Annotated in this window: 23 protein-coding genes and 1 other RNA gene; 13 read left to right on the top strand and 11 right to left on the bottom strand. The window is 37.4% G+C overall.

All coding sequences use genetic code 11. From position 1 onward, the window contains the following. Positions 1 to 166 precede the first annotated feature (166 nt). Together GWI58_RS17855 and GWI58_RS09070 are read left to right on the top strand one after the other, a co-directional pair. Positions 167 to 649, top strand: coding sequence for a tetratricopeptide repeat protein (locus GWI58_RS17855; RefSeq protein WP_237611681.1), 483 nt, complete (start codon positions 167 to 169; stop codon positions 647 to 649). Further along, complete coding sequence (locus GWI58_RS09070) at positions 603 to 2,132, top strand: hypothetical protein (protein WP_237611682.1); 1,530 nt, start codon at positions 603 to 605, stop codon at positions 2,130 to 2,132. The genes GWI58_RS17855 and GWI58_RS09070 overlap by 47 nt, the downstream gene beginning before the upstream one ends. Before the next feature lie 117 nt (positions 2,133 to 2,249). On the opposite strand, the gene GWI58_RS09075 is transcribed toward GWI58_RS09070, so the two are convergent. Next, positions 2,250 to 2,954 (bottom strand): fimbrial protein, encoded by a 705-nt coding sequence (locus tag GWI58_RS09075; RefSeq protein WP_161769106.1) that lies wholly within the window; start codon positions 2,952 to 2,954, stop codon positions 2,250 to 2,252. A 504-nt stretch (positions 2,955 to 3,458) separates the two neighbouring features. Here GWI58_RS09075 and GWI58_RS09080 point away from each other — a divergent pair. Then, positions 3,459 to 4,586 (top strand): hypothetical protein, encoded by a 1,128-nt coding sequence (locus GWI58_RS09080; protein WP_161769107.1) that lies wholly within the window; start codon positions 3,459 to 3,461, stop codon positions 4,584 to 4,586. Positions 4,587 to 4,703: 117 nt separating this feature from the next. On the opposite strand, the gene GWI58_RS09085 is transcribed toward GWI58_RS09080, so the two are convergent. Both GWI58_RS09085 and GWI58_RS09090 read right to left on the bottom strand, forming a co-directional pair. Continuing rightward, positions 4,704 to 5,396, bottom strand: coding sequence for a fimbrial protein (locus GWI58_RS09085; RefSeq protein WP_161769108.1), 693 nt, complete (start codon positions 5,394 to 5,396; stop codon positions 4,704 to 4,706). Between the two features lie 379 nt (positions 5,397 to 5,775). Beyond that, a complete protein-coding gene (locus tag GWI58_RS09090; RefSeq protein WP_094959764.1) occupies positions 5,776 to 6,156 on the bottom strand; it encodes a hypothetical protein in 381 nt (126 codons plus the stop codon). 167 nt (positions 6,157 to 6,323) lie between these two features. Here GWI58_RS09090 and GWI58_RS09095 point away from each other — a divergent pair, with 167 nt between their 5' ends. The 6 genes from GWI58_RS09095 to GWI58_RS09120 all read left to right on the top strand — a co-directional run bounded on the left by GWI58_RS09095 (position 6,324) and on the right by GWI58_RS09120 (position 15,679). Next, the gene (locus tag GWI58_RS09095; RefSeq protein ID WP_036970907.1) at positions 6,324 to 6,893 is read left to right on the top strand and encodes a hypothetical protein; all 570 of its coding nucleotides are present in this window, start codon (positions 6,324 to 6,326) and stop codon (positions 6,891 to 6,893) included. Positions 6,894 to 7,067: 174 nt separating this feature from the next. Next, positions 7,068 to 8,672, top strand: coding sequence for a type I restriction-modification system subunit M (locus GWI58_RS09100; protein ID WP_161769109.1), 1,605 nt, complete (start codon positions 7,068 to 7,070; stop codon positions 8,670 to 8,672). Next, positions 8,662 to 10,065, top strand: coding sequence for a restriction endonuclease subunit S (locus tag GWI58_RS09105; protein WP_161769110.1), 1,404 nt, complete (start codon positions 8,662 to 8,664; stop codon positions 10,063 to 10,065). Before GWI58_RS09100 ends, GWI58_RS09105 begins: the two co-directional genes overlap by 11 nt. Before the next feature lie 110 nt (positions 10,066 to 10,175). Continuing rightward, a complete protein-coding gene (locus GWI58_RS09110) occupies positions 10,176 to 13,454 on the top strand; it encodes a type I restriction endonuclease subunit R (RefSeq protein ID WP_161769111.1) in 3,279 nt (1,092 codons plus the stop codon). A 69-nt stretch (positions 13,455 to 13,523) separates the two neighbouring features. Then, positions 13,524 to 14,960, top strand: coding sequence for a DNA translocase FtsK (locus GWI58_RS09115; protein WP_161769112.1), 1,437 nt, complete (start codon positions 13,524 to 13,526; stop codon positions 14,958 to 14,960). A 305-nt stretch (positions 14,961 to 15,265) separates the two neighbouring features. Then, positions 15,266 to 15,679 (top strand): hypothetical protein, encoded by a 414-nt coding sequence (locus GWI58_RS09120; protein ID WP_017627953.1) that lies wholly within the window; start codon positions 15,266 to 15,268, stop codon positions 15,677 to 15,679. An 83-nt stretch (positions 15,680 to 15,762) separates the two neighbouring features. Here the strand turns inward: GWI58_RS09120 and GWI58_RS09125 are convergent, their stop codons facing one another. From GWI58_RS09125 to smpB, 3 genes are all read right to left on the bottom strand, one after another. Then, on the bottom strand, positions 15,763 to 16,122 hold the full coding sequence (locus tag GWI58_RS09125) for a hypothetical protein (protein ID WP_046335204.1): 360 nt from the start codon (positions 16,120 to 16,122) through the stop codon (positions 15,763 to 15,765). 178 nt (positions 16,123 to 16,300) lie between these two features. Continuing rightward, positions 16,301 to 16,667: a transfer-messenger RNA gene (ssrA, locus tag GWI58_RS09130) on the bottom strand. Between the two features lie 59 nt (positions 16,668 to 16,726). Then, positions 16,727 to 17,209: an SsrA-binding protein SmpB gene (smpB, locus tag GWI58_RS09135; RefSeq protein ID WP_004243915.1), complete on the bottom strand. Its 483-nt coding sequence runs from the start codon at positions 17,207 to 17,209 to the stop codon at positions 16,727 to 16,729. A gap of 156 nt (positions 17,210 to 17,365) precedes the next feature. Here smpB and GWI58_RS09140 point away from each other — a divergent pair, with 156 nt between their 5' ends. Together GWI58_RS09140 and GWI58_RS09145 are read left to right on the top strand one after the other, a co-directional pair. Then, positions 17,366 to 17,800 carry a type II toxin-antitoxin system RatA family toxin gene (locus GWI58_RS09140; protein ID WP_004243914.1) on the top strand — a complete coding sequence of 145 codons (435 nt, stop codon included), beginning with the start codon at positions 17,366 to 17,368 and terminating at the stop codon, positions 17,798 to 17,800. Then, positions 17,793 to 18,086, top strand: a complete 294-nt coding sequence (locus GWI58_RS09145) for an RnfH family protein (protein WP_004243913.1) — start codon at positions 17,793 to 17,795, stop codon at positions 18,084 to 18,086. The genes GWI58_RS09140 and GWI58_RS09145 overlap by 8 nt, the downstream gene beginning before the upstream one ends. A gap of 131 nt (positions 18,087 to 18,217) precedes the next feature. On the opposite strand, the gene bamE is transcribed toward GWI58_RS09145, so the two are convergent. The 3 genes from bamE to nadK form a co-directional block, all read right to left on the bottom strand. After that, a complete protein-coding gene (gene bamE / locus GWI58_RS09150; protein WP_004243912.1) occupies positions 18,218 to 18,580 on the bottom strand; it encodes an outer membrane protein assembly factor BamE in 363 nt (120 codons plus the stop codon). Between the two features lie 113 nt (positions 18,581 to 18,693). Then, a complete protein-coding gene (gene recN / locus GWI58_RS09155) occupies positions 18,694 to 20,355 on the bottom strand; it encodes a DNA repair protein RecN (RefSeq protein WP_161769113.1) in 1,662 nt (553 codons plus the stop codon). Between the two features lie 85 nt (positions 20,356 to 20,440). Continuing rightward, positions 20,441 to 21,340: an NAD(+) kinase gene (gene nadK, locus GWI58_RS09160; protein ID WP_161769114.1), complete on the bottom strand. Its 900-nt coding sequence runs from the start codon at positions 21,338 to 21,340 to the stop codon at positions 20,441 to 20,443. 102 nt (positions 21,341 to 21,442) lie between these two features. Between nadK and grpE the strand changes: the two genes are divergently transcribed. Further along, positions 21,443 to 22,054 carry a nucleotide exchange factor GrpE gene (gene grpE / locus GWI58_RS09165; protein WP_004243909.1) on the top strand — a complete coding sequence of 204 codons (612 nt, stop codon included), beginning with the start codon at positions 21,443 to 21,445 and terminating at the stop codon, positions 22,052 to 22,054. Positions 22,055 to 22,134: 80 nt separating this feature from the next. On the opposite strand, the gene ung is transcribed toward grpE, so the two are convergent. Beyond that, complete coding sequence (gene ung, locus GWI58_RS09170) at positions 22,135 to 22,815, bottom strand: uracil-DNA glycosylase (protein ID WP_124724749.1); 681 nt, start codon at positions 22,813 to 22,815, stop codon at positions 22,135 to 22,137. A 334-nt stretch (positions 22,816 to 23,149) separates the two neighbouring features. Between ung and grcA the strand changes: the two genes are divergently transcribed. Then, a complete protein-coding gene (grcA, locus tag GWI58_RS09180; protein ID WP_004248459.1) occupies positions 23,150 to 23,533 on the top strand; it encodes an autonomous glycyl radical cofactor GrcA in 384 nt (127 codons plus the stop codon). A 151-nt stretch (positions 23,534 to 23,684) separates the two neighbouring features. Here the strand turns inward: grcA and srmB are convergent, their stop codons facing one another. Next, complete coding sequence (gene srmB / locus GWI58_RS09185; RefSeq protein WP_004243902.1) at positions 23,685 to 25,040, bottom strand: ATP-dependent RNA helicase SrmB; 1,356 nt, start codon at positions 25,038 to 25,040, stop codon at positions 23,685 to 23,687. Between the last annotated feature and the right edge of the window lie 6 nt (positions 25,041 to 25,046).

Raw genomic sequence — 25,046 nt, forward strand, 5'->3', positions numbered from 1 at the left:
AACGAGGGCTGATTATAGAGTGGAGTGTTGAATGTCAATCAATTTTTATAGCAAATCTAAATAAATTAATATAAAAATATAAATAAAAGAATAGCAATTATATTGATTTTAATTTTTACTATTGTGCTATATTTATATAAAAATAATGAGCTTTAAAAGGAATGTTATGTCTCGTAAAATTAAAAATATACTTATCTCCATTTTTTTAGTATTTATGGCCTTGGGGCTTTATCTCAATAAAAATCAAATCCAACCAGAGTTAAAGCCAAATGGTTATAGTTATTATCAAAAAGGTGACTATAAAGAGGCGTTTAATTATTTTTCACAACATGCGCAAAGTGATCCGCAAGCAGCATTTAGTTTAGCAATGATGTATTGGGATGGCATAGGGGTTGATAAAAATGCCTTAGCTTCACAAAAATGGTTAATAAAATCAGCAAATTTACAAAATAAAAATGCACTTTATAATTTAGGATATTTACGTAACAAAGGATTAATCCAAAGTCCTACTGATGATGCTCAAGGATTAACGTCATTAACTAAAGCTGCTGATTTAGTGCATCATGATGGATTAATTAAAATAATAGAGGAATTAAATAATAGTGATACTTTATCATCAAAGTATTTTAGAAGAAGATGTCGCCAATAATGAAGAATATGCTTTTTCATTATATCAAAAAGCACGAGGTTATGCCTATGAAGCTACTTTTCATCAAGCAATTGCGACTATCAAATATAAAAATATAATAGATGATCAAGCTCTTATTAATATTGTTTCAGAATTGAAAGATGATTTAGAAAGCAGAAGGTTGACAGAAAAAAAACGACAGGAAGGATATAGTATCCTTTTCCGATATGGAATGAATTCACAGTATGTAATTGATTTTATTGTGGAACGTTCGCTATATGATGATAAAATAAGAAAGGCTATTCAACCATTATTAAGTCAAAATACAAATCTTGCATTTCAATATACAATAAAGAATATAATACATGAGAACTCAGCTAACAATATTAATGAAGATAATTTAAAAAAATATTATAAGGATATATTTAAATTAGCTGAAATAGGTTCTATTGATGCAATTAAATTTATTATTACAAAAGAGTATAAAGATAAGAGTGCTGGTGATGAAATTTATCAAGACTATTATTTTGATAAGTTAACTAATATCACTATTAAGGAACGTTTGGCTTGGCGAAAAAAATGTGCAGATTTAGGTGATTTTATTTGCTTAAAAGAATTGGCTATAATTTATCGAGACGGTAAAGAGGGAGTTAGAAAAAACATTGCGAAAGCATCTGAATATGAACGACGTATTAGCATCAATTCGTCTCACTTTGAGCTAGAATCAGAAAAATATGAAATAGATAGAAGATGGAAGGAAAAAAGAGATAATACACTTGATTATTTACTAAACCAAAAAGAGAGTAGTAAACAACAACTAGCATTAGCAAGATTTTATAATATTGAAGATAGTAGAAGAAGTTTAATTTATGCCAAAAAAGCATATGATTTAGGAAATAAAGAAGCGGCTGAGTTAATTTATTGGTACTATATGCAAAATATCTGTGAAGATAAAGATAATATCAATAAAGCAGACTACTATCTTAAAGAATGGCTAACAACAGGAGAAGAACCTAGTAAATACAGCTCTTCTAATGAATACAAATATTCTAGTATTAGTATCATTGCTGATTATTATTTAGAGTCACCGTGTTTAGTTGAACGAAACCTTGATAAGGTTATTGAGTGGTATCAATTATCGTTAGATTATCCATATGAAATAAATGATTTTTTGTATTCTGAATTAAATAATATGTATACTAATGCACCAAAATACATAAGTAAGGATCCTTTCGTGAATGTGTATTTATCTACACTAAAAAATCATAACGATTATATTTTAGATATGAATATTCGATTAGGAAAAATGAATTTTGCAATATCTTCTTTTGACAAACTTTATGAAGCACTTCTACTCAAAGGTGATGTGAAAGAAGCATATTATTATGGTTTACTATTAAATTATGATGTGAATAATGTCGCTATGTTTTATTCTTTATCTGACATTGAGCGTAAAAATATTGAATATCGTGTTGCTGATTATTTAAAAGAAATACAAAAATAATTTTATGTTATATGAGAAGTCCTTAATTATATTAAGTTTTGAGGGGTTCTTATTGATAGCAAAAGATAATCACAATATAAAAGTTAATGATATTGTGATTATCTGTTATTTTAAAAATTAGACACCAAAATTAAAAGTGAGGACGGCTTCACCCATAAAATCTAAACCATTAGATAAATCTATTCCTTTTTTACTTAATTCATTTCTAGATAAAATGAAGGTTTGATTAGAACTACTTTCAGTTCCCTGTCTGAAATTTGATTGGAAAATTTTACCTGAAATTAGAGTCAGGGCGTTTTTATCAACGCTTATTTGTTGTTCTGATGTCCAACCATTAGTTGGCCCTTTGTATAGGACGTTATTGTAGCTTTTCCCTGTAATAGCCACGTCATTTGCTCGTGAAATATATGCAGGTTTGCCATCAATGATCACATTATCCCATACGAAATAAGACGCTCCAACTGCAATTTCAGGATTTGCTTTATCAACTAAATGAAACCAGCCTGATGTATTATTAACACTTAATTCTGTATCAGCATAAGTATCAGATGCAACAAAGGTTAAATATGTTTTTGCATCGCATTCAATCGTAACTGTATTTTGAGCTATACTGGCTGGATAAGAGTAGACAGTCGATTGAGGGATAAGCGTTGGGCTTATGACTCCGTAATCAAAGATAACATCACTTTGTGTCGCCCCATTAATAGTACAAGTTGGTGGTTTAATATCACCATTGATTTTTAAGTTAGCTACAGGAGCTTTAGCCAATACCGGCGTTGATATTACACTCAGCATAGCAAGACTGAGTAATACTTTTTTCATATCATTATTCCTTTTTAGAGGATAAATAACAAAACAATATTATATGATACACCTTTTGTTTATTTATTTAATGATATCTGAATGTATTTTTAATATATCTAATTTAGACTTTCTTAAACTGAGTTATTTTAATATCTAATATTATCTAAAAGAGATAATTAAAAATAGACCTTTTATATCGCTAATAGCTGTTTTATTTTTTTTTAAGTGCATTTGTGTGCAGATTGTTGTCAGAGCAATCAAGCTATAAGGTGAGAATGCGTGAAATGGAAGAAGCACAGAAAGTGAAAAAAGAACGTAGGATAAAAATCTTAAAATGATGCTTGTTAACAATTCTTAAGATATTATTTTGCTAAAAATAACGAGAGTGATTCTTTTTTGGAATGTTTTTCTTTACTTTATTTTTATTTTAATTCTTATGGTTAGAGATAAAAATCACTAATAGTCATATAATAAATAGTATATATAGATGGTTCTATTTGTCATTATGGTCGGTGGTGAAAATTGAAAACGATAACTATTAAAATCAGTCTTTTTGTATTGTCACTGTTTTTCCCTCTCCTAACAAAAGCACTTGTTATTCCAGATAATGGAACGGGGTATATAGGTGAATTAACACCTCCTCAATCATATATGTCACTTAGTAGTAGTGGTAATACCTATGGAGCGGCTGTAGGTGTTAATAATGTTGTAGATTATTGTAGTAAAAACAGTGCACAATGGCAGAGTTTTTTATTCCCATTCCCAGGAAGTCAAGAGGGGGAGTACGGATTAAAATTATATAATAAAAATGCAAGTGAAGCGGAAAATAGGGAAAATTATTTAGTTGCAGCTATCAATGGAATAGTATCTATCGATGCGGTGTATTATCAGAATGGATTACCTTCCCCGACAAAAATTACTCTGCGTCGAGGAAAAGAGGTTTCTAGAACAGCTGAGTATGCGGATCAATTTGTCTATCGTCACCCAATGTGCTGGTATGGTTATATATCACGTGTAAACAATACTAGCTTGAGAATAAGCTCTTATTCTATTTATGCAGTAGGCCATGTTAAACCCGGTATTTACGATTTTGTAGCTCCAATATATTTTACTACAGCTCAAACAGCAACCTCAGGCGGGGCTAATCCAGATCTATCTTCAGTTCCTTTTTCATTTGGTAATGGTCCTATTCACGTCTTAAAAACATGTAATGTTTCTCCTGCTAGCTCAACAAACATACAATTTGCTATTCAACTAGCACAAAATTTTAAGTCAGCCAAGTTACTTGAGCAAAGTGTCGCTAGTATGCTTGTCTCTTGTCCTCATTCAGGAAATATGTATGTGACATTAAAACCCTATAATGAGCTAGTCAATGGGAGTAAAACTGGGATGACAATGTCTCCAAGTATCCCTTTGAAAAATAAAGAAGTTGCACCTTATATCACGGTATCTGATGCAGCTAAAAAAATAACTAATGCAGTATGTAATAACAATTCTGCCGAGGCCTTAGAGTTTTATGCAGGACAATCTTTGGGAAAATATAATGGGGGAACTGTTTATAAGTCATTATCATTCAACCTTTGTGCCAATGGAAATATACCTACGAATACTTATAAAGGAAGTATTGATGTATCGTTCCTGATTGAATGATGTGCTAATTTGATATTCTGAACATTGATAGCGCGCTAAGTACTGTTAAATTTTTAACGTAAAAGATAATCACAATATAAAAGTTAATGATATTGTGATTATCAGTTATTTTAAAAATTAGACACCAAAGTTAAAAGTAAGGACAGCTTCACCCATAAAATCTAAACCATTAGATAAATCTATTCCTTTTTTATTTAATGCATCTTTGGATAAAAGAAAAGAAGGAATTTTATATACATCTTTAAAAACTGCTTGGAAAACTTCACCTGGAATTAATTTTAGAGAGTTTTTATTAACACCTGATTGTTTCTCTGATGTCCAACCATTGGTTGCGCCTTTGTATAGAACGTTATAGTAATTTGTCTCTGTGATAGTAACATCATTTGCTCGTGAAATGTACGCTGGTTTACTATCAACAGTCACATCCTCCCACAAAAAAGAGGCTGCTCCAACTGCGGTTTCAGGATTTTCTTTATCAACTAAATGAAACTGTGCTAGCGTATTATTAGCTAATTCCGCACTGTCATAAGTGTCAGATGCAACAAAGGTTAAATATGTTTTAGCATCACATTCAATCGTAACTGTATTTTGGACTATACCGTTAGGATATTCGTAGTTTTTCGATTGAGGGATAAGCGTTGGGCTTATGACTCCGTAATCAAAAATCATATCACTTTGTGTCGCCCCATTAATAGTACAAGTTGGTGGCTTAATATCACCATTGATTTTTAAGTTAGCTACAGGAGCTTTAGCCAATACCGGCGTTGATATTACACTCAGCATAGCAAGACTTAGTAATACTTTTTTCATATCATTATTCCTTTATTCTTTTTTAGAGGATAAATAACAAAGCAATATTATATAATACACCTTTTGTTTATTTATTTAATGATAACTGAATATATTTTTAATATATCTAATTTAGACTTTCTTAAACTGAATTTATTTTAATATCTAATATTATCTAAAAAAGATAATTTAAAATGGAGTTTTAATTTTTATTTTTAATAGATATGTAATGTTTATATTTAATGGTTTAAGTTCATAATGCGATACTCTTATTTAGAGTGTTTTGTATTTCAATATAAAAACGATAAGATAATAAACGCATTAAAACGCTTCACTCCAATTGCTGGGGGAGTTAGTCGAGTCCAATTATTCGATGGTTTCGATAGATGTCTAAAAATAATTATCTTTCCCTAGCCACCGACACCTTAGCCAGTTCTAGATTACTAGCCAAGCAGTTAGAAAATATTGGGGATGATGCGTTTAAACTAGGATAATTGCTGGCATCCGATAAAACAGCTATAGTAGCAGAACAAGGTCTGTTTGCATTAAAAGATTTAGCTAAATAGATATAAATATATAACCATTTGGGGCATTTAATCTTAAATTTTTTGGCTACATCATCTACAATCTCGACGTATTTAATACCGTTACGAGGGATCGTATTCGCTAATGTTCTACCGCCAACATACTGTAGTTCTCGAACAAGTAGATGTAGAATTTCTTCATCTGATTTATTATAGTTTTTAGCGTTCAGCAACACACTTTTTACTTTATCTGACATTGATAAACCAAACTTTCCAGTATTGGTTATGTAATTAATCAGTAAATCGATGCCATTTTAGAGTTTGAAATAATAGTTCTTATTGTTTTCACAAAAGGTTATGGCAATAAATAGGTCGATAGTTTGAACTATAAATAATTAATTTAGGGAAATAAATTAAGGTTTTTATGGAATACCAATTCAAATCATATAGTAAAGGCAGCAAGAAAAAATCATTACCTTCTTACATCTTTGTTATCCTGTACTGCTCTTGGTTAGCTTATCTATTTTTGTCGCTTTATTTAGGCGATAACATTGTATTATTTGAATGGTTTCCTAAATGGACGATTATTATTATTTTTGCTATTTTTACAGGGATTATTGGGGGAATATGGCACCCTTTCTTTCGCCCATCAAAGTATGTTATCAGTGATTATTATTGGGGGGCTTTTCTTGGCCTTATGATAATTATTCCAACTTTTAATGTGCTTGCTTATTTATCATTAGACCAAACAATTCACTACCAAACACAATATCATATCGTCTCGCCAGGGCCTGAACGTCTTAAAGCCCCTCAATGTGAATATGGTATACGGATAAAAGAAATTTATACCGGGGAATGGGTTTTTTGGTGTATTAGAGATCCAAAATCGAAAACCAAGGAAAATACGGGAACCGTATGGGTTACAGCAAAAACAGGGCCTATTGGTGCAGATATTGTTGATTATCAGTTTTACCCTCCTAACGCTCAGCAATAAATATGGGGTATCTAGGTTGATATAATTTAGCTTTTACCACCCAAAGCAACCTGATTTTATGAGATAATCTTAACCAAACCTATTTTGTATATATTATCGGTAGTTAGCGTAAAAATAACCGACGCTAACTTAGCGCTTGCCGATAATAACTGATAAAAAAGAGAATCTATCGACATGGCTAAATCACCCGCGAAGAAAACAACCAAAGGCTTTGAAGAAACCCTTTGGGATACTGCTAATCAACTGCGTGGCAGTGTTGAATCTTCTGAGTATAAGCATGTGGTACTCAGTTTGGTGTTCCTGAAATTTATCAGTGATAAATTCGAAGCCAAACGCAGCCAATTAATCAAAAATGGTCAGGAAGCATTTGTTGATATGGATGTTTTCTATCAACAAGATAACGTTTTCTTTTTGCCACAAGTATCCCGTTGGTCTTATGTCCAAGAGCGTGCGAAACAAGATGATATCGCGGTGATTATTGACACTGCATTATCCACCATCGAAAAAAGTAACGCATCATTGACGGGTGCATTACCAGATAACTATTTTTCCCGCCAAGGGCTAGAGCCGAAAAAGCTCGCTTCACTTATCGACAGCATTGAAAACATCAATACCCTCGCCACGGAATGTGGGGTAGGGGAAGAAGATCTCGTTGGTCGCGTTTATGAATATTTTTTAGGTCGCTTTGCCGCCAGCGAAGGTAAAGGTGGGGGCGAGTTCTATACACCAAAATCGGTAGTTACATTACTTGCTGAAATGCTCGAACCTTATCAAGGCAAAGTATATGACCCGTGCTGTGGCTCCGGTGGGATGTTTGTGCAGTCACTAAAGTTTGTCGAAAGCCACCAAGGGAAAAGCAAAGATATTGCAATTTACGGGCAGGAACTGACCAGCACCACCTATAAACTGGCGAAAATGAACTTGGCGGTAAGGGGGCTAACAGGCAATTTAGGGGAGCGCCCTGCGGATACCTTTTTTGCCGACCAACACCCTGATCTAAAAGCCGATTTTATTATGGCGAATCCGCCGTTTAACTTAAAAGATTGGCGTAATGAAGCCGAACTGACCAATGACCCGCGTTTTGCTGGCTTTCGCACGCCACCAACAGGGAACGCTAACTATGCGTGGATCTTACATATGCTGTCTAAGCTGAGTGAAGATGGTGTTGCGGGGTTTGTGTTAGCCAATGGTTCGATGAGTTCTAATACCAGCGGTGAGGGTGAGATTCGCCAAAAACTCATCGAAGATGATCGTATTGAGTGCATGATTGCACTACCCGGTCAGCTCTTTTTTACCACGCAAATCCCTGTTTGCTTGTGGTTTATCAGTAAAAGTAAACAAGCCAGCGCCAAATATGGTTATCGTGATCGCCAAGGGGAAACCTTGTTTATCGATGCCCGTCACCTTGGCACTATGATCAGCCGTACCCAAAAAGAGCTTACTGCGCAAGATATCGCCACTATCGCCGATACTTTCCATGCGTGGCGTAGTAGCGAAAGCGAACTGAAACGTCGTATTACTGCCAAAGAAATCGGTATTGAGCAGTATCAAGATAAGGCAGGCTTTTGCAAAGTTGCTACCCTTGATGATATCAAGGCCAATGATTTTGTGTTAACGCCGGGACGCTATGTGGGCGCTGCGGAGGTCGAAGATGATGGTGTGGCCTTTGAAACCAAAATGCAGGAACTGACCCAAACCCTTTATCGCCAGATGAATGAAGCGGCAGAGTTGGATAAGGCTATCCGTAAAAATATGGAGGTGTTGGGTTATGGGGAGTGAGTGGACACAAGCTAAACTAGGTGACTATATTGAGTCTTCACTCGGCAAAATGTTAGATCAAAATAAAAACACTGGTGAGTACCACTGTTATTTAGGTAATAGCAATGTGCGGTGGGGAACATTTGAGCTTGATAACCTTTCAAAAATGAAATTCGAAGCCCATGAGCATACTCGCTATGGAATAAAAAAAGGTGACCTAATCATTTGTGAAGGTGGTGAGCCGGGAAGATGTGCAATTTGGGAAGATGATATACCCAATATGAAAATTCAAAAGGCATTGCATAGAGTTCGTACTCTACCTGGTTTGGATTCAGAATATTTATACTATTGGTTTCTATTTTCGACTCGATCTGGCTGTATTGAACCTTTTTTTACTGGTACGACAATAAAGCACCTTACAGGGAAGGCATTAAAGGAAATACCTATCCGAATCCCTCCAATTGAATATCAACAATATGGTGCGAAATTATTAAGAGGGCTAGATAAAAAAATCACTCACAACCACAAAATAAATCAAACTTTAGAGAAAATGGCTCAGACCTTATTTAAATCATGGTTTGTGGATTTTGATCCTGTGGTTGATAACGCACTAGATGCGGGTTTTTTTGAACAGGATTTAGCTTTCTCTGATGAATTACTGCGTCGGGTTGAAGTGCGCAAAGCAGTACGCGAAAGTGATAATTTTAAACCGTTATCAGAGGATATTCGGCGGTTATTTCCTAATGCGTTTGAAGAATGTGCTGAGCCTGCATTAGGGCTTGGCGGTTGGATGCCGAAAGGGTGGATGAGTAAAAGTATATCTGATGCTATTTTTATTAATCCGAAAGTAAATTTAGCTAAAGATACTGTTGCGAAATTTGTTGATATGAAAGCCCTTCCAACTAGCGGATATTCAATAGAAGAAGTTAGTGAAAAGCCTTTTTCGGGAGGAATGAAATTTCAGAATAACGATATATTATTGGCTCGTATAACACCGTGCTTAGAAAATGGTAAAACTGGAATAGTAGATTTCCTGTCAGAAAATGAAGCTGGTTTTGGTTCAACTGAATTCATTATTCTTCGTGGTAATAAAAACATACATTACTCATATATTGCCTGTTTAGCTCGATATGAATCATTTAGGCAACACGTTATACAAAGTATGGTTGGTTCATCAGGGCGCCAGAGAGTTCAGAATGGGTGCTTTAATGACTATAAAATTGCAGTGCCCTCTGGCGAAGTAATGAATAGATTTGCTGATATAGTTTCACCTTCGTTTAAAAAGTTAACACAGAATACAAATGAAAGCCGTTCATTAACTAAACTCCGAGACACACTCCTCCCAAAACTTATCTCCGGCGAGCTGTCTCTGAGTGATATAAAAATAGATATTCCAGAAGAAACACTCATCTAATTTATGCGACCGCTTCACATTTTTCTTATTGTGAGGCGGTTTTTGTTATCGAATCAATTAAACTATCTTAATTAAAACAATTCGCTAAAAACAAAAAAGAAGCCACTGATATGAGCCATATCTTCACTGAAGCCAAATTGGAACAGGCGATAATAGAACTGTTAGGACAACATGCAAACAATGCTGGACAAACCTGCTATCCGCATTATCTCGGCATTACTATCCCGCGCAAAAACAACAGTGAAGTATTGATAGTGGATGATTTGCGCCAGTATCTTGCTAAACAGTATCAAGCAGATGGTATCACCGACGGTGAGATCACCAGGATTGTACAGCAGTTGCAATCTCTCCCTGCGAGTGATCTCTACCAAAGCAACAAAACCTTCTGCCATTGGCTCAGTAACGGCTTTTTACTCAAGCGTGAAGATCGCAAGCAAAAAGACCTATATATCGAACTTATTGATACTCAAACCTTGCCCGACCAATTAGTAAAATTATTTGCAGGGGAAGAAGTGCTATCCGTGGCAAATAATAATCGCTATCGGCTAGTTAATCAGTTAGAAATAGAAGGGCAGGCGCGAGACGGCGGGGTGCAACTGCGCATCCCTGATGCGATTTTATACGTCAATGGGCTACCGCTGGTGGTCTTTGAATTCAAATCGGCAGTGCGTGAGGAAGAGGCAACGCTATTTGATGCATGGACACAGCTTTGTGTCCGTTATCGTCGCGATATTCCCAAGTTATTTGTCTATAACGCCTTGTGTATCTTGAGCGATGGCGTGAATAATAAAATGGGTAACCTGTTTGCCCCTTATGAATTCTACTACGCATGGCGTAAAATTAACGGCAACGAATCAACGGAAAAGCAGGGCATCAACGGCCTGTACACCTTAATTGAAGGGTTATTCCATCCTGCTCGTTTATTGGACGTACTAAAAAACTTTGTTTTCTTCCCTGATACCAGTAAGCATGAAGTGAAAGTGTGCTGCCGCTACCCACAGTATTACGCGGCTCGTAAGCTCTATTACAACATCGAGAAAGAGCGTAAACAGATCACTGCGGATGGTGAAAATATCGGTGGTAGTGGTAAAGGGGGCACCTACTTTGGCGCCACAGGGTGTGGTAAAAGCTACACCATGCAGTTTTTAGCGCGTCTATTGATGAAAAGCGTCGATTTTGCCAGCCCAACGATTATTTTAATCACTGATCGCACCGATCTTGATGAACAGTTGGCAAAACAGTTTTGCAATGCAAAAGCTTTTATTGGCGATGAAATTATTGTGCCCGTCACCAGTCGCCAAGATTTACGTGATAAGCTTGCAGGACGTGCTAGTGGCGGGGTATTCCTCACCACTATTCATAAATTTACTGAAGATATCCAACTGCTTTCTGAGCGCAGTAATATTATCTGTATCTCAGATGAAGCTCACCGTAGCCAAATCAATCTCGACCAAAAAATTATCATCAACCAAGAAGACGGTACGGTTAAAAAGACCTACGGCTTTGCTAAATATCTACATGATTCACTGCCGAATGCTACTTACGTCGGTTTTACCGGAACGCCTATCGACGCCACCTTAGATGTCTTCGGGGAAACTATCGATAGCTACACCATGACCGAGTCGGTAAATGATGAAATCACCGTGCGCATTGTGTACGAAGGGCGTGCGGCTAAAATTGCCCTTGATAACAGCAAACTAGAAGAGATCGAACGTTATTATCAAGAATGTGAAGCCCAAGGCACTAGCGAATATCAGATAGAAGAAAGCAAAAAAGCCATGGCGAACATGAACTCTATTTTGGGTGATCCTGATCGTATTGACGCGCTAGCAAAAGATTTTGTGCAACATTATGAAAAACGAGTAGAAGAAGGTTCTACCATCAAAGGGAAAGCGATGGTGGTTTGTGCTAGCCGTGATATTGCTTATGCGTTTTATCAGAGCCTAAAATTACAACGGCCAGAGTGGTTTGAAGCGAAACAGGCCATTGACGGTGCGACACTCACCGAACAAGAGAAAAGCGAGTTAATGCCTTTACCAATGGTCAATATGGTGATGACTCGTGGGAAAGATGATCATGAGGCGATGTACAACTTACTGGGAACAAAAGACTACCGCAGAGAGTTAGATAAACAGTTTAAGAACCCGAAATCCAACTTTAAAATCGCCATTGTGGTGGATATGTGGCTGACGGGCTTTGATGTGCCTGAGCTAGATACCATCTATATCGATAAGCCGCTGCAAAAGCATAACCTTATTCAAACCATTTCTCGAGTGAATCGTCGTTTTGAGGGGAAAGAGAAGGGGCTGGTTGTTGACTATATCGGGATTAAAAGCCGTATGAATATGGCGCTGGCGATGTATTCTAAAGCCGATAAATCTAACTTTGAAGATGTTCAGCAATCCATTGTAGAAGTCCGTAATCACCTCAATTTGCTTTCACAGGTATTTCATCAATTCGATAGTCGCGATTACTTTTCAGGCTCGCCAACACGGCAATTAGATTGCCTTAATCGGGCGGCTGAGTTTGTCCTGCAAACCAAGAAAATTGAACTGCGCTTTATGGGCTTAGTAAAGCGGTTGAAAGCCGCTTATGATATTTGCGTGGGCAGTGAAGATATCACCCAAGATGAACGTGAACATATCCATTTTTATTTGGCTGTACGCTCTATAGTCTATAAATTAACCAAAGGTGATGCCCCAGATACGGCGCAGATGAATCAAAAAGTACGTGAGATGATAGCGGAAGCCCTTAAAGCCGAAGGCGTAGAAGAGATCTTCACTTTAGGGGATGAAAAAGCTGAAAATATCGATATTTTTGATGATGAATACATGGCTCGTATCAATAAAATTAAGTTGCCGAATACTAAAATGCAACTGTTGCAAAAGATGCTTCAAAAGGCCATTAGTGATTTCCAAAAGGTCAATCAGCTGCAAGGGATTAACTTCTCCAAACGCTTCCAAGCCTTAGTTGAGCAGTATAACCAACGCAAAGAAAATGATGTGCTCAATGGCGAGGAGTTCGACGATTTCACTGCACAAATGGCGGATATGATTTATGACATCAAGGCAGAAATGATGTCATTTGAGGATATCGGCATCGATATGGAGGAGAAAGCCTTCCTCGATATTTTGCAGCATATGTGCCAGAAATACGATTTCACCTACGATGACGACAAAATGCTGGCACTTGCTAAGGATATGAAACTTATTGTCGATGACAGCACACAATACCCTGATTGGAGCAACAGGGAAGATATTAAAGCGAAGCTGAAAGTCGACCTGATTTTATTATTACATCGTTATGGTTTCCCTCCAGTAGCGAATGATGAAGTATATAAAAGCGTACTGGAGCAAGCCGAGAACTTTAAGAAATATCAGTTGGGATGATTAGTAATCGCTGAAATATCGAAGGTGACTCTAATTTACTGAATTGACACCCCTAGATGGGAGGAATTGATGGCACAACCGTTTATTCATACCTCTGAGCTTTGCTGGTCATCTCAAGAATTGGATTTAATGGCTCAAGCGATCGAGTCTTGCTTTCTGCAATACCAAATAAAAGGTGAGGTTGTCGGTTATGATGAAGGCGCAACATTTACACTCTTTAGAATCGAATTGGGTAGAGGGATAAAAGTCTCTCAAGTGATAGCGTTAGTGCCAGAATTGTGTCGTTCCCTGAGCGTCGTTGATATAAAAGTTATTGATTTTATTGCGGGTACACCTTATATCGGATTAAGAGTGACTAATACCTATCGTCGAGCGGTGCCTTTTGTTGAATGCTTTAATCTATGGAGCGGAATCAATGGGTTATCTACCCTTTCTGTCATGTTAGGTGAAGATATTATAGGAGAACCAATAGGCTGGGATTTGGCTCAAATGCCACATTTACTTATTGCAGGTGTAACGCGCTCAGGCAAGTCCATGTTAATGCATTCCTTGGTAATGAGCATTTTATACAGAAACTCGCCGGATAAAGTTCGCTTTGTGATGTTTGATACAAGCCAGCTTGAACTCAGTTTATACAACGATATACCCCACTTATTGTTTCCTGTTGCCTCTGATTCTATTGAATCAATAAAGCCATTATCGTTTTTAGTCTCTGAATTGCAACGCCGTCAAAAATTATTTAGTGCGTTAAATCAGCGCAATTTGAGTGGTTACAATAAGATAATATCAAATGCAAAAGAGTTAGGTAAGCCTATACCTGATCCTTTCTGGTGCCCTAATAAAAATTATAGTGAGCATCCTTATTTAGACAGTGAGCCTGAAATTGTTGTTTGTGTTGATGATTATGTTCAACTCATTGGCGAGTATAAACAAATAGGAGAGATGTTAGTTCTATTGAGTCAGCAAGGTTATGCGGTTGGCATTCATCTAATACTAACGACTCGTAGCCCTTTATCCACCAGTATCGGTTCACAGCTTCGAATTAATATCGCTACACGTATTGCTCTTTCTGTATCGTCTAGGGCTGATTCTAATTTAATTCTTAGACAGTATGGCGCTGAGTCACTATTTGGTTTGGGTGACATGTTATTTGTATCACCGAGTTTCTCTGGACCTATAAGAATTCAAGGTGCTTATGTGAGTGATTCAGATATTAGGAATGCGGTCGATTATTGTAAACGATGGGGAAGCGTGAGTTATCTTAATCTTTATGATGATGTCCAGAATACAAATATGTCAGCTGAAGAGCTTGACCCATTATTTGCTCAAGTAGTTGAATTTACGGTAGGAAAACAGTGGGTTTCTATTTCAGGTATTCAGAGACAATTTCGAATTGGTTATAACAGAGCAGCAAGGATTATAGAGCAGTTAGAATTACAGGGTATCGTTAGTGAACAAAATTGTAATGGCAATCGAGAGGTATTAGCTCCACGGTTTGATAGCTAGTAATGACTATATCTGTATTGATTCGTCAACCAATCTCTGAGCTTGTTCTAAATTTCTCGGCTTTATTAACTAGTATTCTATTTTTAATATCCTATTGACTCACTCTGCTAATGTATTTTGATAACAGTCATAACTATCTCTCATAGAACATTGAATATTATGTTTTTTATGAATCTCCTGATATTCCGACGAACAATATTGTATCCGTTGATTAGGAAGAAGAACGCAGACAAAAAGAAGAGGAAGTTTAATATAATAAGTAGAGTGTTACACTAAAATATTATCATGTATAAGTTAGGTGTTTTATGAAGATTAGAGAAAATGATTTTTGGGTTTATTTTTCATCTAAAAATGAAAGCAATAGCACAAATAACGACAAAATTGGTAAGTGGATGTATTTTTTTAATGATGCGGAATTCACAGAAAAAATATGTCAAAAAGCAATTTTAAATAGTGTAGTCGAGCATTGTAAATATACGAATAATGCTGAATCTGGAGTTGCGTGTTTTTACTTAAATATTGATGATATTGAAGGACATAAAAAAGTTATTAAGTTTTTTTTAGATAATAAATTAATTCCCATAAATAAATCAGGTAAATTTAAGAATATATCATTCAAATTAGACATGCAGACAATGAATCGGGAATATGGAGACAAGTTTGAAGGTAAGTTATCATTAGAGCATTTTATTGATTTGAGTTCTGGTATTTTTAAGTAATATAAAATCAGGACACGAATAAGACACCAGAAATGGATAACTGATTGATTATATAACTCGGTCGTCTCCGTCGAGCATCGGTGCTACTCTGTTTTTTTCAATAAATTAGCCATTTCTGACATCCGTTTAGATCTGGAATTTAATTCTTTTATTATATCCAAGGCTGTAATTGAAGGGTTGGACTCTATCATTTTTACTACATCATTTATTTCGCTAACTCGCGCTGATAGTTCGACAATAGATGTACGCCTATTATTTTCTTGTAGATCTCCCCACATCTCGTCGGCATCATAGGAGTTGAATTGAATATATGTATTGGGTGGGGCGTGGTAAACATTTTCAACACCACAAGGGAGCCAGTCATCACCAGTAACAATGTCAGCATCAAAAGGTACAGTTTTATCTATTTCTTGTAGCTTCTTAATTAATTCTGATGTTTTCATTTTTCACCCTTGACGATCTTAATAAAAAGGCTCACCGAAGTGAGCCTTTTTGAACTTTAAATAATCCGCGTACGATTTGCGTATGATTTAGAGTCCTATCTGTGTCAGTGTGTAGTCTTAATGATTTCGCTAACTTCTTGTTTTTGAAACCATTGTCCTATCACTGACCCACCAAATTTGGTGGAGCTGGCGGGAGTTGAACCCGCGTCCGAAATTTCTACATCCGCGGCACTACATGCTTAGTCTAGTCTTTAAATTCACTTACTTGCTGCGGACAGACACGCCACAAATAAGCTAGCTTGATTAAATTTAACGCTTCAACCCCAAGCTAGGCATCCACGCGATCTCTTTTGGGTTTGACTCCTCTTTATCCCCGTCTTAAGAGCGGAAGCTAGGGAGAGAAGGCTCTAGGCAGGTTATTAAGCTGCTAGTGCTTTATATTGATTGTCGTTTGCGACTATCTTTTTGCGGCTTTTTACGAGGCCAACCGCCCCTCGGCATGCACCTTGGGTTTCGCAAATCCCGTCGAATCCAGAATCAGCCCCAAGTTGTTGAAAGTGAGTATATCAGAAAAATACCTGCTATTGCTAGTAGTTAACGCAATTTAGCGGTTAGCATTTTTCATGATCCGTGCTTTGTCTAATTTCCACTCACGATCTTTTATTGTGTCACGCTTATCGTGATCTTTTTTACCTTTAGCTACGCCAATTTTGATTTTACACCATGCATTTTTCCAATATAAGGAAAGGGCAACCACGGTGTAACCATCACGATTTATTTGGCCATAGAGATTAGCTAATTCACGTTGTTTTAATAACAGCTTACGCGTACGTGTCGGATCACAAACAACATGAGTAGAGGCAACGTTTAACGGTGTAATGGTGGCACCAAACAGGTATGCCTCACCATCACGCATGATTACATAGCTATCACTGATATTGGCTTTACCCGCACGCAGTGATTTAACTTCCCAGCCCTGTAACGACAGTCCCGCTTCGATTTCATCTTCAATGAAATATTCATGGCGAGCACGTTTATTGAGTGCAATAGTGGCAGAGCCGGGTTTGTGTGATTTTTTCTTTGTCATAATTTCCACATTATACTGTATGAGCAATAGAAAGAAATCATTTAAGCGTCTGTTTTCTTTTCAATTGCGTAAAACTTAAGCTATATTCCATTAGATTTTTATTTAATCACTGTTCAATGATATGATCGCACACAGTGTTGTCGTACAGGAATAACTATGCCTCAGATTAGTCGATCTGCTCTAGTTCCTTTTAGTGCAGAGCAAATGTTTAAACTAGTGAATGATGTTCTTACTTATCCTGATTTTCTACCAGGATGCGTTGGAAGTAAACTGATCAAAAGCACTCCAGAAGAAATGATTGCATCTGTTCAGGTTTCTAAAGCAGGGATCAGTAAAACATTCACTACCCATAATTTTTTAAAAACCAATGAACGTGTTGATATGCGTCTTGTGGATGGCCCTTTTCGTAAACTAACCGGAGGCTGGGTATTTACCGCATTAGATGATAATGCATGTAAGGTTGAGTTTCAGCTAGACTTTGAGTTCACCAATAAATTAATTGAGTTAGCTTTTGGCCGTATTTTTAAAGACTTAACAAATAATATGGTGCAGGCGTTTACTCAAAGAGCGAAAGAGATTTATCGTGACTAAAATATGGGTTGAGGTAGCCTACGCGTTACCAGATAAACAATATGTTATCCCTGTGGAGTTAACACTAGGGGATACTGTTGAACAAGCAATTATTGCCTCAAATATTTTAACGATTTGTAATGATATCGATTTAACTAAAAATAAAGTGGGTATCTATAGTCGGCCAGCAAAATTGAGTGATAATGTGCGTGATGGCGATCGCGTTGAAATCTATCGACCGTTAATCGCTGATCCTAAAGAGATGCGCCGTAAACGCGCTGAAAAAGCACGCCAAAAAACTGAATAGTTAACATTTTCACCACGTCATAATCAAATCATTGTATCTCATTGATTGCGCCGATATGTTGGTCATAAAACACACCCCATTGTTGAATTACAAATGGGGTGCAGTTCGTTTTTGCCAATCGTATAGTGAGATTAGTCTTTACTGGTTTGATTAGAAAAACTCGGCATATCACCTTGTTTGTCAATCTTAGTCAGTATGCCATTATTATCAAATGTCAGTGTCAGAGTTTCTTGACGCACTTTTTGATGGCCTGGCTGTTCACGGAAAACATAATACCAAGTTTGAGTTCCGAAAGGATCTTTCAGCATAGGTGTTCCGAGGGCAAATTGAACTTGCTGCTGTGTCATTCCTTGTTGAACTTTGGCGACTTCGGCTGGTGTTAAATAATTACCCTGATTGATATCTGGGTGATAAACCAGTCTTTCGAACATCGAGCAACCTGAAGTCATTACGACTAAAGATAAGGCGGCAACTTTTAACAGTTTAAAACGCATGGCTATTACATTCCTTTTAGGGTCATAGTGACGATGATAATCGACAATGCAGCAATTGAAAACCTTTCACGCTCTGCCTAAGACCCTAAATATCGATAAAAGTTTGTTAATCGTTAGGCTGCCAGCAGATCTTTTGCATTAGCAAGGGTGTTTTTAGTCACTTCACTTCCCGCTAATAAGCGGGCTAACTCTTGTAAACGCTCTTTTTTAGTTAACAGCTTCATGGTGGTTTCTGTCTCTTCACCATTAATCTCTTTATTAACAAAATAGTGTTGATGACCACAACCTGCTACTTGCGGTAGGTGAGTAACACACATAACTTGTGTCGATTCGCCTAATTCACGTAATAACTTACCGACAATAGCTGCTGTTGGTCCACTAATACCAACATCTACTTCATCAAAAATCAGCGCGGGTGTATCCATTTTTTTTGCGGTGATCACTTGGATAGCAAGTGCGATACGTGATAGCTCACCGCCAGACGCAACTTTAGAGAGAGCTTGATGAGGTTGCCCCGGGTTGGTGGTGACATTGAACTCAACTTTTGTCGCACCATCAATTTGTAAGACATTTTCATCAAACAATGTATCTACAGTAAGATAGCCATGAGGCATTGATAATTGATGCATGCTATTAGTAATCAACTGGCTTAATTCGTGTGCATACTGTTGACGAATTTGATGAAGTTGTTTTGCTACGTTCAATGCAGCTGCATGATCAATTTTAACTTGTTCCATTAATGCATCACAGTCATCATTTTGGCGTAATAGTGCCTCTTTTTCTTCAATTAGTTGTTGATGCAGTTCATATAGCTCTTCAGGGGTGACGCGATGTTTACGAGATAGACTAATATATTTGGAAATACGTTTTTCTAATTCGAATAAACGATTAGGATCCATTTCTAAACGATCACTGTAGTGGCGTAGTTCATCACTCACTTCGCTAATTTGAATACTTGCTTCTTCCAGCATATCTAACAGTGAATTAAATTGGCTCTCCATTGTGGAAAGTTCGCTGATCTCATGTTTGGCCACATTCAGCATACTTAAAATATTTTGTTCTTCGTTATCACTTAAGATCTGCAAACTATTTTGGCTCAAGGTCAGAAATTGACCACAATTAGATAACCTTTTATATTCTTGATCTAATTCAGGGTATTCCCCCGCAACAGGTTGGAACTCGTTAAGCTCTTTTAAGTGATAATCAATCAGTTGCTGCCTTGCTTCTCTTTCTAAAGATTGTTGTTGAAAAGTCGCTAAGGTTTGGCAACTCTGATGCCAGGTTTGATAAGCCGCTTTCATCTTTTTTAATAAAGCAGGTTCATTAGCATAGATATCAAGTAAATGTTTTTGGTAGCGAGGCTCTAATAGTTGTTGATGAGCATGTTGCCCATGAATTTGGATCAGCAATGAGCCAAGCTCTCTTAGTTGAGACAAAGGGACAGAAGTACCATTAATAAAACCACGAGAGCGGCCATCTGCTGCAATGGTTCTTCTTAATAGGCATTCGTTATGATCGTCAAGATGATGTTCTTCTAACCAACGCTGGGCGGAAGGGGTATCAGAGAGTGAAAATCGTGCGCATAAATCCGCTCTAGTGGCACCAGGGCGAACCATATTAGCATCACCACGGTTTCCTAAACACAAGCCTAATGCGTCAATTGCAATGGATTTACCTGCGCCCGTTTCACCGGTAATTGTGGTCATGCCACCAGAAAAGTCGATTTCAAGTTCACGGACTATGGCAAAATGACTAATAGTTAATTGAGTCAGCATAGTGCCTCTCCTGTATAAAAACATATCTGTAATTACATACAGTATAAACTGGTTTTTTATACAGTAAAGTAGCGAGGCACAAAAATCAGAACATTTTTTTTGACCAACCTAATTTTGAGCTGAGTGTATTAAAATAGTTGTAGTCAGTTGGGTGGACTAAGTTAAGTTTTTGTCGACTCCGCTTAATAATTACCTCATCCCCTTCTTTGATAGGTAATACAAGCTGACTATCACAACTGACTTCATAATCAATATTGGTTTGTGAGAATTTTAAGCGAATTTGACTGTCGCTACTAATGACTAAAGGGCGTGAAGAGAGCGTATGGGGAAACATCGGAACCAGCGCAATCGCATCAAGATTAGGTGTAAGAATAGGGCCACCTGCAGAGAGTGAATACGCCGTCGATCCGGTTGGTGTTGTAATAATTAGACCATCAGAACGTTGTGAAAATGCAAAACGATCATCAATATAGACTTCAAACTCAATCATATGCGCCACTTTGCCGGGGTGAAGTACGACTTCATTAATGGCGGTACCAATCCGTGTTCTTTGTCCTTCAGCACAGACACGAGCTTCAAGTAAGAAGCGTTTTTCTTCACGATAATGGCCTGCTAATACATTAGTTAATTGTTGTAATGCGTTATCAGGATCAAGATCGGTCAGAAAACCTAAGTTACCGCGGTTTACACCAATCACTTTGATATTATAGCGCGATAAAACACGGGCGGCGCCTAACATATTGCCATCCCCTCCAACAACAATAACCAGATCAGCGAGTTTGCCGACTTGTGTTAAATCGCCTGTTTGTGCACCGGTGAGTGTTAATTCTTCGGCAACTTGGGTATCGATAATGACGTCATATCCTTTATCAAGGAGCCAATAATAGAGCATTTCATGTGTCGAAAGTGCTTCAGGATGGCGGGGATGACCGACGATGCCAATGCATTTAAATTGTTTTTCTTCCGTTACGGTATTATCTGGCATTTTTTTTTACCCTCGTTTAGCGCCTATTCCTTGAAACCCGTTTATTGATCCCCATAATAAACTAAATATGAAGATGAATACTAAAACTACGCGGAGATATTCATGAGTAGTAAAGAACAAAACGTACATGAAGAGCAAGTCTCAAAAGAAAAAGAAGGAATGGAATCGGTAATGAATGAATCTCAAGAGCAAGTGAAAAGCGAAGACGCTCAGGCGGAGTTTGATGCACAAGCTGAGTTAGTTCAAGCGCTTGCACGCGTTGATGAGCTGGAAAAACAGCTACAGCAATCACAAAAAACGGAACGTGAAGCGATGATCCGTGCTCAAGCCGAAATTGAGAATATTCGCCGTCGTACTCAACAGGATGTTGAAAAAGCACATAAATTTGCGCTTGAGAAATTTTCTAATGAGCTACTACCTGTATTGGATAATTTAGAGCGTGCTTTATCTGCCGCTGATCATGAAAATGAACAAATGAAACCGATGATTGAAGGTTTAGAGTTAACCCTGAAATCATTCTTAGATGCGGTGCGTAAGTTTGGTATCGAAGTCGTTGAAGAAAAAAATGTCGCCTTCAATCCTGAAGTACACCAAGCGATGACATTAATTGATAGCCCTGAGCATGAAGCAAACCATGTCGTTGATGTGATGCAAAAAGGCTATACCTTAAATGGTCGTCTATTACGTCCAGCAATGGTCGTGGTATCGAAATAAGAGCCATAATTCTTATATCAATGCGCCAATAAGTCAGGGCGTGGGATAAGTAAACCGCACTTTTGTGCGGTTTTGTGTTTTTATCCAATAGGATCAAGTTGCCAATTAATGGGCGTGCGTCCTTGTTGCGCTAATAGATTATTGGTTTGTTTAAAATGCCCACAGCCTAAAAAACCACGATGTGCAGAGAGTGGTGAAGGGTGAGGGGCTTTTAAGATAAAGTGTTTATTAGTATCAATAAAACGACCTTTTTTCTGAGCATGAGCGCCCCAAAGTAGGAAAATAACGCCTTCACGACGTTGATTAATTTGTTCGATAACCGCGTCAGTAAAAACTTCCCAACCATAGTTAGCATGAGAGTGAGCTTGGCCTTTCTCTACCGTAAGAACAGTATTAAGTAGTAATACCCCTTGTTGAGCCCAACTCTCAAGATAACCATGATTAGGTCGTTTGAAGTCAGGGTATTCTTGTTCAAGCTCTTTATACATATTAACTAATGAAGGGGGAGCCGGAACACCGGGACGTACAGAAAAGGAAAGCCCATGGGCTTGATTGGGGCCGTGGTAAGGATCTTGACCTAAAATCACAACATTAACATTTTCAAAGGGAGTGAAGCGAAAAGCGTTAAATACATCTTCTTGCGGAGGATAAATTATTTTGCCTGCTTGTCTTTGTTGTGCGACTTGAGACAAAATTTGCTGAAAATAGGGTTTTTCTTTTTCAGCACCTATTACATCATGCCAAGTTAATGGTGTAGTCATAACATAAAATCCTTGTTGATATCTTATGGGGCTAAGCTTACCGATTTCACCCATGGAAAGAAAATGTTCCGTCTCGAAAAAATCGAATTAATTGTTATTTAAAAAATTTTTTGAAAATTTACAAAAAAAATTGCAATTACATGGGTTGTATTTATTGATTTAAAACAAGACTTTGCACCATCACCCGTTATGTCCTTATCAATTTTATTGATATTTATCAAAGAATGACGCCATTTATACTGGTATATAAGTAAACAGAAACATTGGTTAGACCAAATACCCAAATTCTGATATGCCATTAGAATTTGATTTTGTGCCCACATTGGAGGTCGAAATGATTACTGGTATCCAAATTACTAAAGCTGATAACGACGATTTATTACATTCTTTTTGGTTGTTAGATGATGAAAACGGCGAAGCACGTTGCATTTGTGCAAAAAAAGGCTTTGAAGAAGGCCAAGTTGTTAGCCGTGATGCATTAGGCAACATCGAATACCGTGAAGTACCGGTAGAATCTAAACCGGTAGTACGTGTAGAAGGTGGTCAACACCTAAACGTTAACGTATTAAGCCGTGAAACATTAGAAGATGCCGTTAACAATCCTGAGAAATATCCTCAATTGACTATTCGTGTATCCGGCTATGCAGTGCGTTTTAACTCACTGACACCAGAACAACAACGTGATGTAATTACTCGTACTTTCACTGAAAGCCTGTAATTTTCACTAAAAATCACTAAGTAATGATAGAACCTGGTATGTTTATATCAGGTTTTTTTTGTTTATCAATAAAGAAGATAATATAAAAAACCGCCGTTATTAAATAACGACGGTTTTTTATTATGCTTCAAAGTAACGTAAAGAAGACAGATTATTGTTGCTCTGTTTTTATATGATTAGTTTTTTCCGCAGTGATGGTGGTTTTATCAGTAGCGGTTTTACGGCGTTTACCAATATTTTTACGATCGCGTGCGCGTACTTTCTCTTTAACGTTTTTTTTCTCTTCTACTTTTTTCGCTTTGCGTTTTGCTAATACTTTTTTAGAAGGCTTAAATGATGCTTTTTGACTAGGGGCTTTAGTCACTGGACGTAATTGGGCTACAACACGATATTTAATCGGCTCTTGGATATAACGGCTAATTTTACCAAGTAGCGGATAATCGTGTGCTTCAACTAATGAAATGGCAGTCCCTTTACGACCCGCTCGACCTGTACGGCCAATACGGTGCAAATAAACATCAGCTGTGCGCGGTAAGTCAAAGTTAAAGACGTGGGTGATATCTTCTAAATCAAGACCTCGAGACGCCACATCTGTCGCAATCAGCACATGCATTTTGCCAGACTCTACACGTTTAATCGCTTCGTTACGTTGTGTTTGAGCCATTTCGCCTTCAAGGTAGCTGGCTTTGATACCTTGTTTTTCTAATGCTGCGGCTAACTCTCTGACTCGCTCTCTTTTACGTACAAAAACAATCGATTTTTTAACTTCTTCTTGTTTGAGTAAATGTGCAAGTAAGGCAGTTTTATGGTCAAGATTATCTGCATGATAGTAAAATTGTTGAATTTTTTTACGCTCACGACGAGAAGGGTCAGCGTTCAGTTCAACCGGTTCATTAAGAATTCGCTGTGCAAAATCAATCACAGCATTGCCTTCTAATGTGGCTGAAAAGAGTAATGTTTGTTTACGCCAACGAGTTTCCCCAGCAATAGTTTCAATATCGTTAGCAAAACCCATATCTAACATACGATCTGCTTCATCGAGGATCAGCATTTCAACAGCACGACAGTCAAAGTTCTCTTCTTTGATGTACTGCAATAAGCGACCTGTTGTAGCAACAACAATATCTTGGTTCTCACTAAAAACTTCTGCGTGATTCATATAAGCAACACCGCCGGTGATAGTTGCGATGTCTAGATGGGTATGAGCACATAATTCTTTTGCTTGATCTGCGACTTGCATAGCAAGTTCACGGGTTGGAGTTAAGATCAGAACACGAGGTGGCCCTGATTTTTTTCGTGGATAATCAAGTAAATGTTGAATAGCAGGAAGTAAGAATGCCGCTGTTTTCCCTGTACCCGTTGGTGCAGAGCCTAATATATCACGTCCTTCCATTGCGGCAGGGATAGCTTCTGCTTGGATAGCAGTAGGACGTTGATATCCTTTTTCTTCTAATGCGGTCAATAAACTTTCATCAAGTTCAAGACTGGAAAATGTCGTGGCTGTCATTGTATA

This window comes from Proteus sp. G2674 (assembly GCF_009915195.1).
Taxonomy (GTDB): Bacteria; Pseudomonadota; Gammaproteobacteria; order Enterobacterales; family Enterobacteriaceae; genus Proteus; species Proteus mirabilis.

Coding starts and splice junctions, on each gene's coding strand:
- GWI58_RS17855 (WP_237611681.1), top strand. CDS start 167: ATGTCTCGTAAAATTAAAAATATACTTATCTCCATTTTTTTAGTATTT.
- GWI58_RS09075 (WP_161769106.1), bottom strand. CDS start 2,954: ATGAAAAAAGTATTACTCAGTCTTGCTATGCTGAGTGTAATATCAACG.
- GWI58_RS09085 (WP_161769108.1), bottom strand. CDS start 5,396: ATGAAAAAAGTATTACTAAGTCTTGCTATGCTGAGTGTAATATCAACG.
- GWI58_RS09090 (WP_094959764.1), bottom strand. CDS start 6,156: ATGTCAGATAAAGTAAAAAGTGTGTTGCTGAACGCTAAAAACTATAAT.
- GWI58_RS09095 (WP_036970907.1), top strand. CDS start 6,324: ATGGAATACCAATTCAAATCATATAGTAAAGGCAGCAAGAAAAAATCA.
- GWI58_RS09100 (WP_161769109.1), top strand. CDS start 7,068: ATGGCTAAATCACCCGCGAAGAAAACAACCAAAGGCTTTGAAGAAACC.
- GWI58_RS09105 (WP_161769110.1), top strand. CDS start 8,662: ATGGGGAGTGAGTGGACACAAGCTAAACTAGGTGACTATATTGAGTCT.
- GWI58_RS09110 (WP_161769111.1), top strand. CDS start 10,176: ATGAGCCATATCTTCACTGAAGCCAAATTGGAACAGGCGATAATAGAA.
- GWI58_RS09115 (WP_161769112.1), top strand. CDS start 13,524: ATGGCACAACCGTTTATTCATACCTCTGAGCTTTGCTGGTCATCTCAA.
- GWI58_RS09120 (WP_017627953.1), top strand. CDS start 15,266: ATGAAGATTAGAGAAAATGATTTTTGGGTTTATTTTTCATCTAAAAAT.
- GWI58_RS09125 (WP_046335204.1), bottom strand. CDS start 16,122: ATGAAAACATCAGAATTAATTAAGAAGCTACAAGAAATAGATAAAACT.
- smpB (WP_004243915.1), bottom strand. CDS start 17,209: ATGACAAAGAAAAAATCACACAAACCCGGCTCTGCCACTATTGCACTC.
- GWI58_RS09140 (WP_004243914.1), top strand. CDS start 17,366: ATGCCTCAGATTAGTCGATCTGCTCTAGTTCCTTTTAGTGCAGAGCAA.
- bamE (WP_004243912.1), bottom strand. CDS start 18,580: ATGCGTTTTAAACTGTTAAAAGTTGCCGCCTTATCTTTAGTCGTAATG.
- recN (WP_161769113.1), bottom strand. CDS start 20,355: ATGCTGACTCAATTAACTATTAGTCATTTTGCCATAGTCCGTGAACTT.
- nadK (WP_161769114.1), bottom strand. CDS start 21,340: ATGCCAGATAATACCGTAACGGAAGAAAAACAATTTAAATGCATTGGC.
- grpE (WP_004243909.1), top strand. CDS start 21,443: ATGAGTAGTAAAGAACAAAACGTACATGAAGAGCAAGTCTCAAAAGAA.
- ung (WP_124724749.1), bottom strand. CDS start 22,815: ATGACTACACCATTAACTTGGCATGATGTAATAGGTGCTGAAAAAGAA.
- grcA (WP_004248459.1), top strand. CDS start 23,150: ATGATTACTGGTATCCAAATTACTAAAGCTGATAACGACGATTTATTA.
- srmB (WP_004243902.1), bottom strand. CDS start 25,040: ATGACAGCCACGACATTTTCCAGTCTTGAACTTGATGAAAGTTTATTG.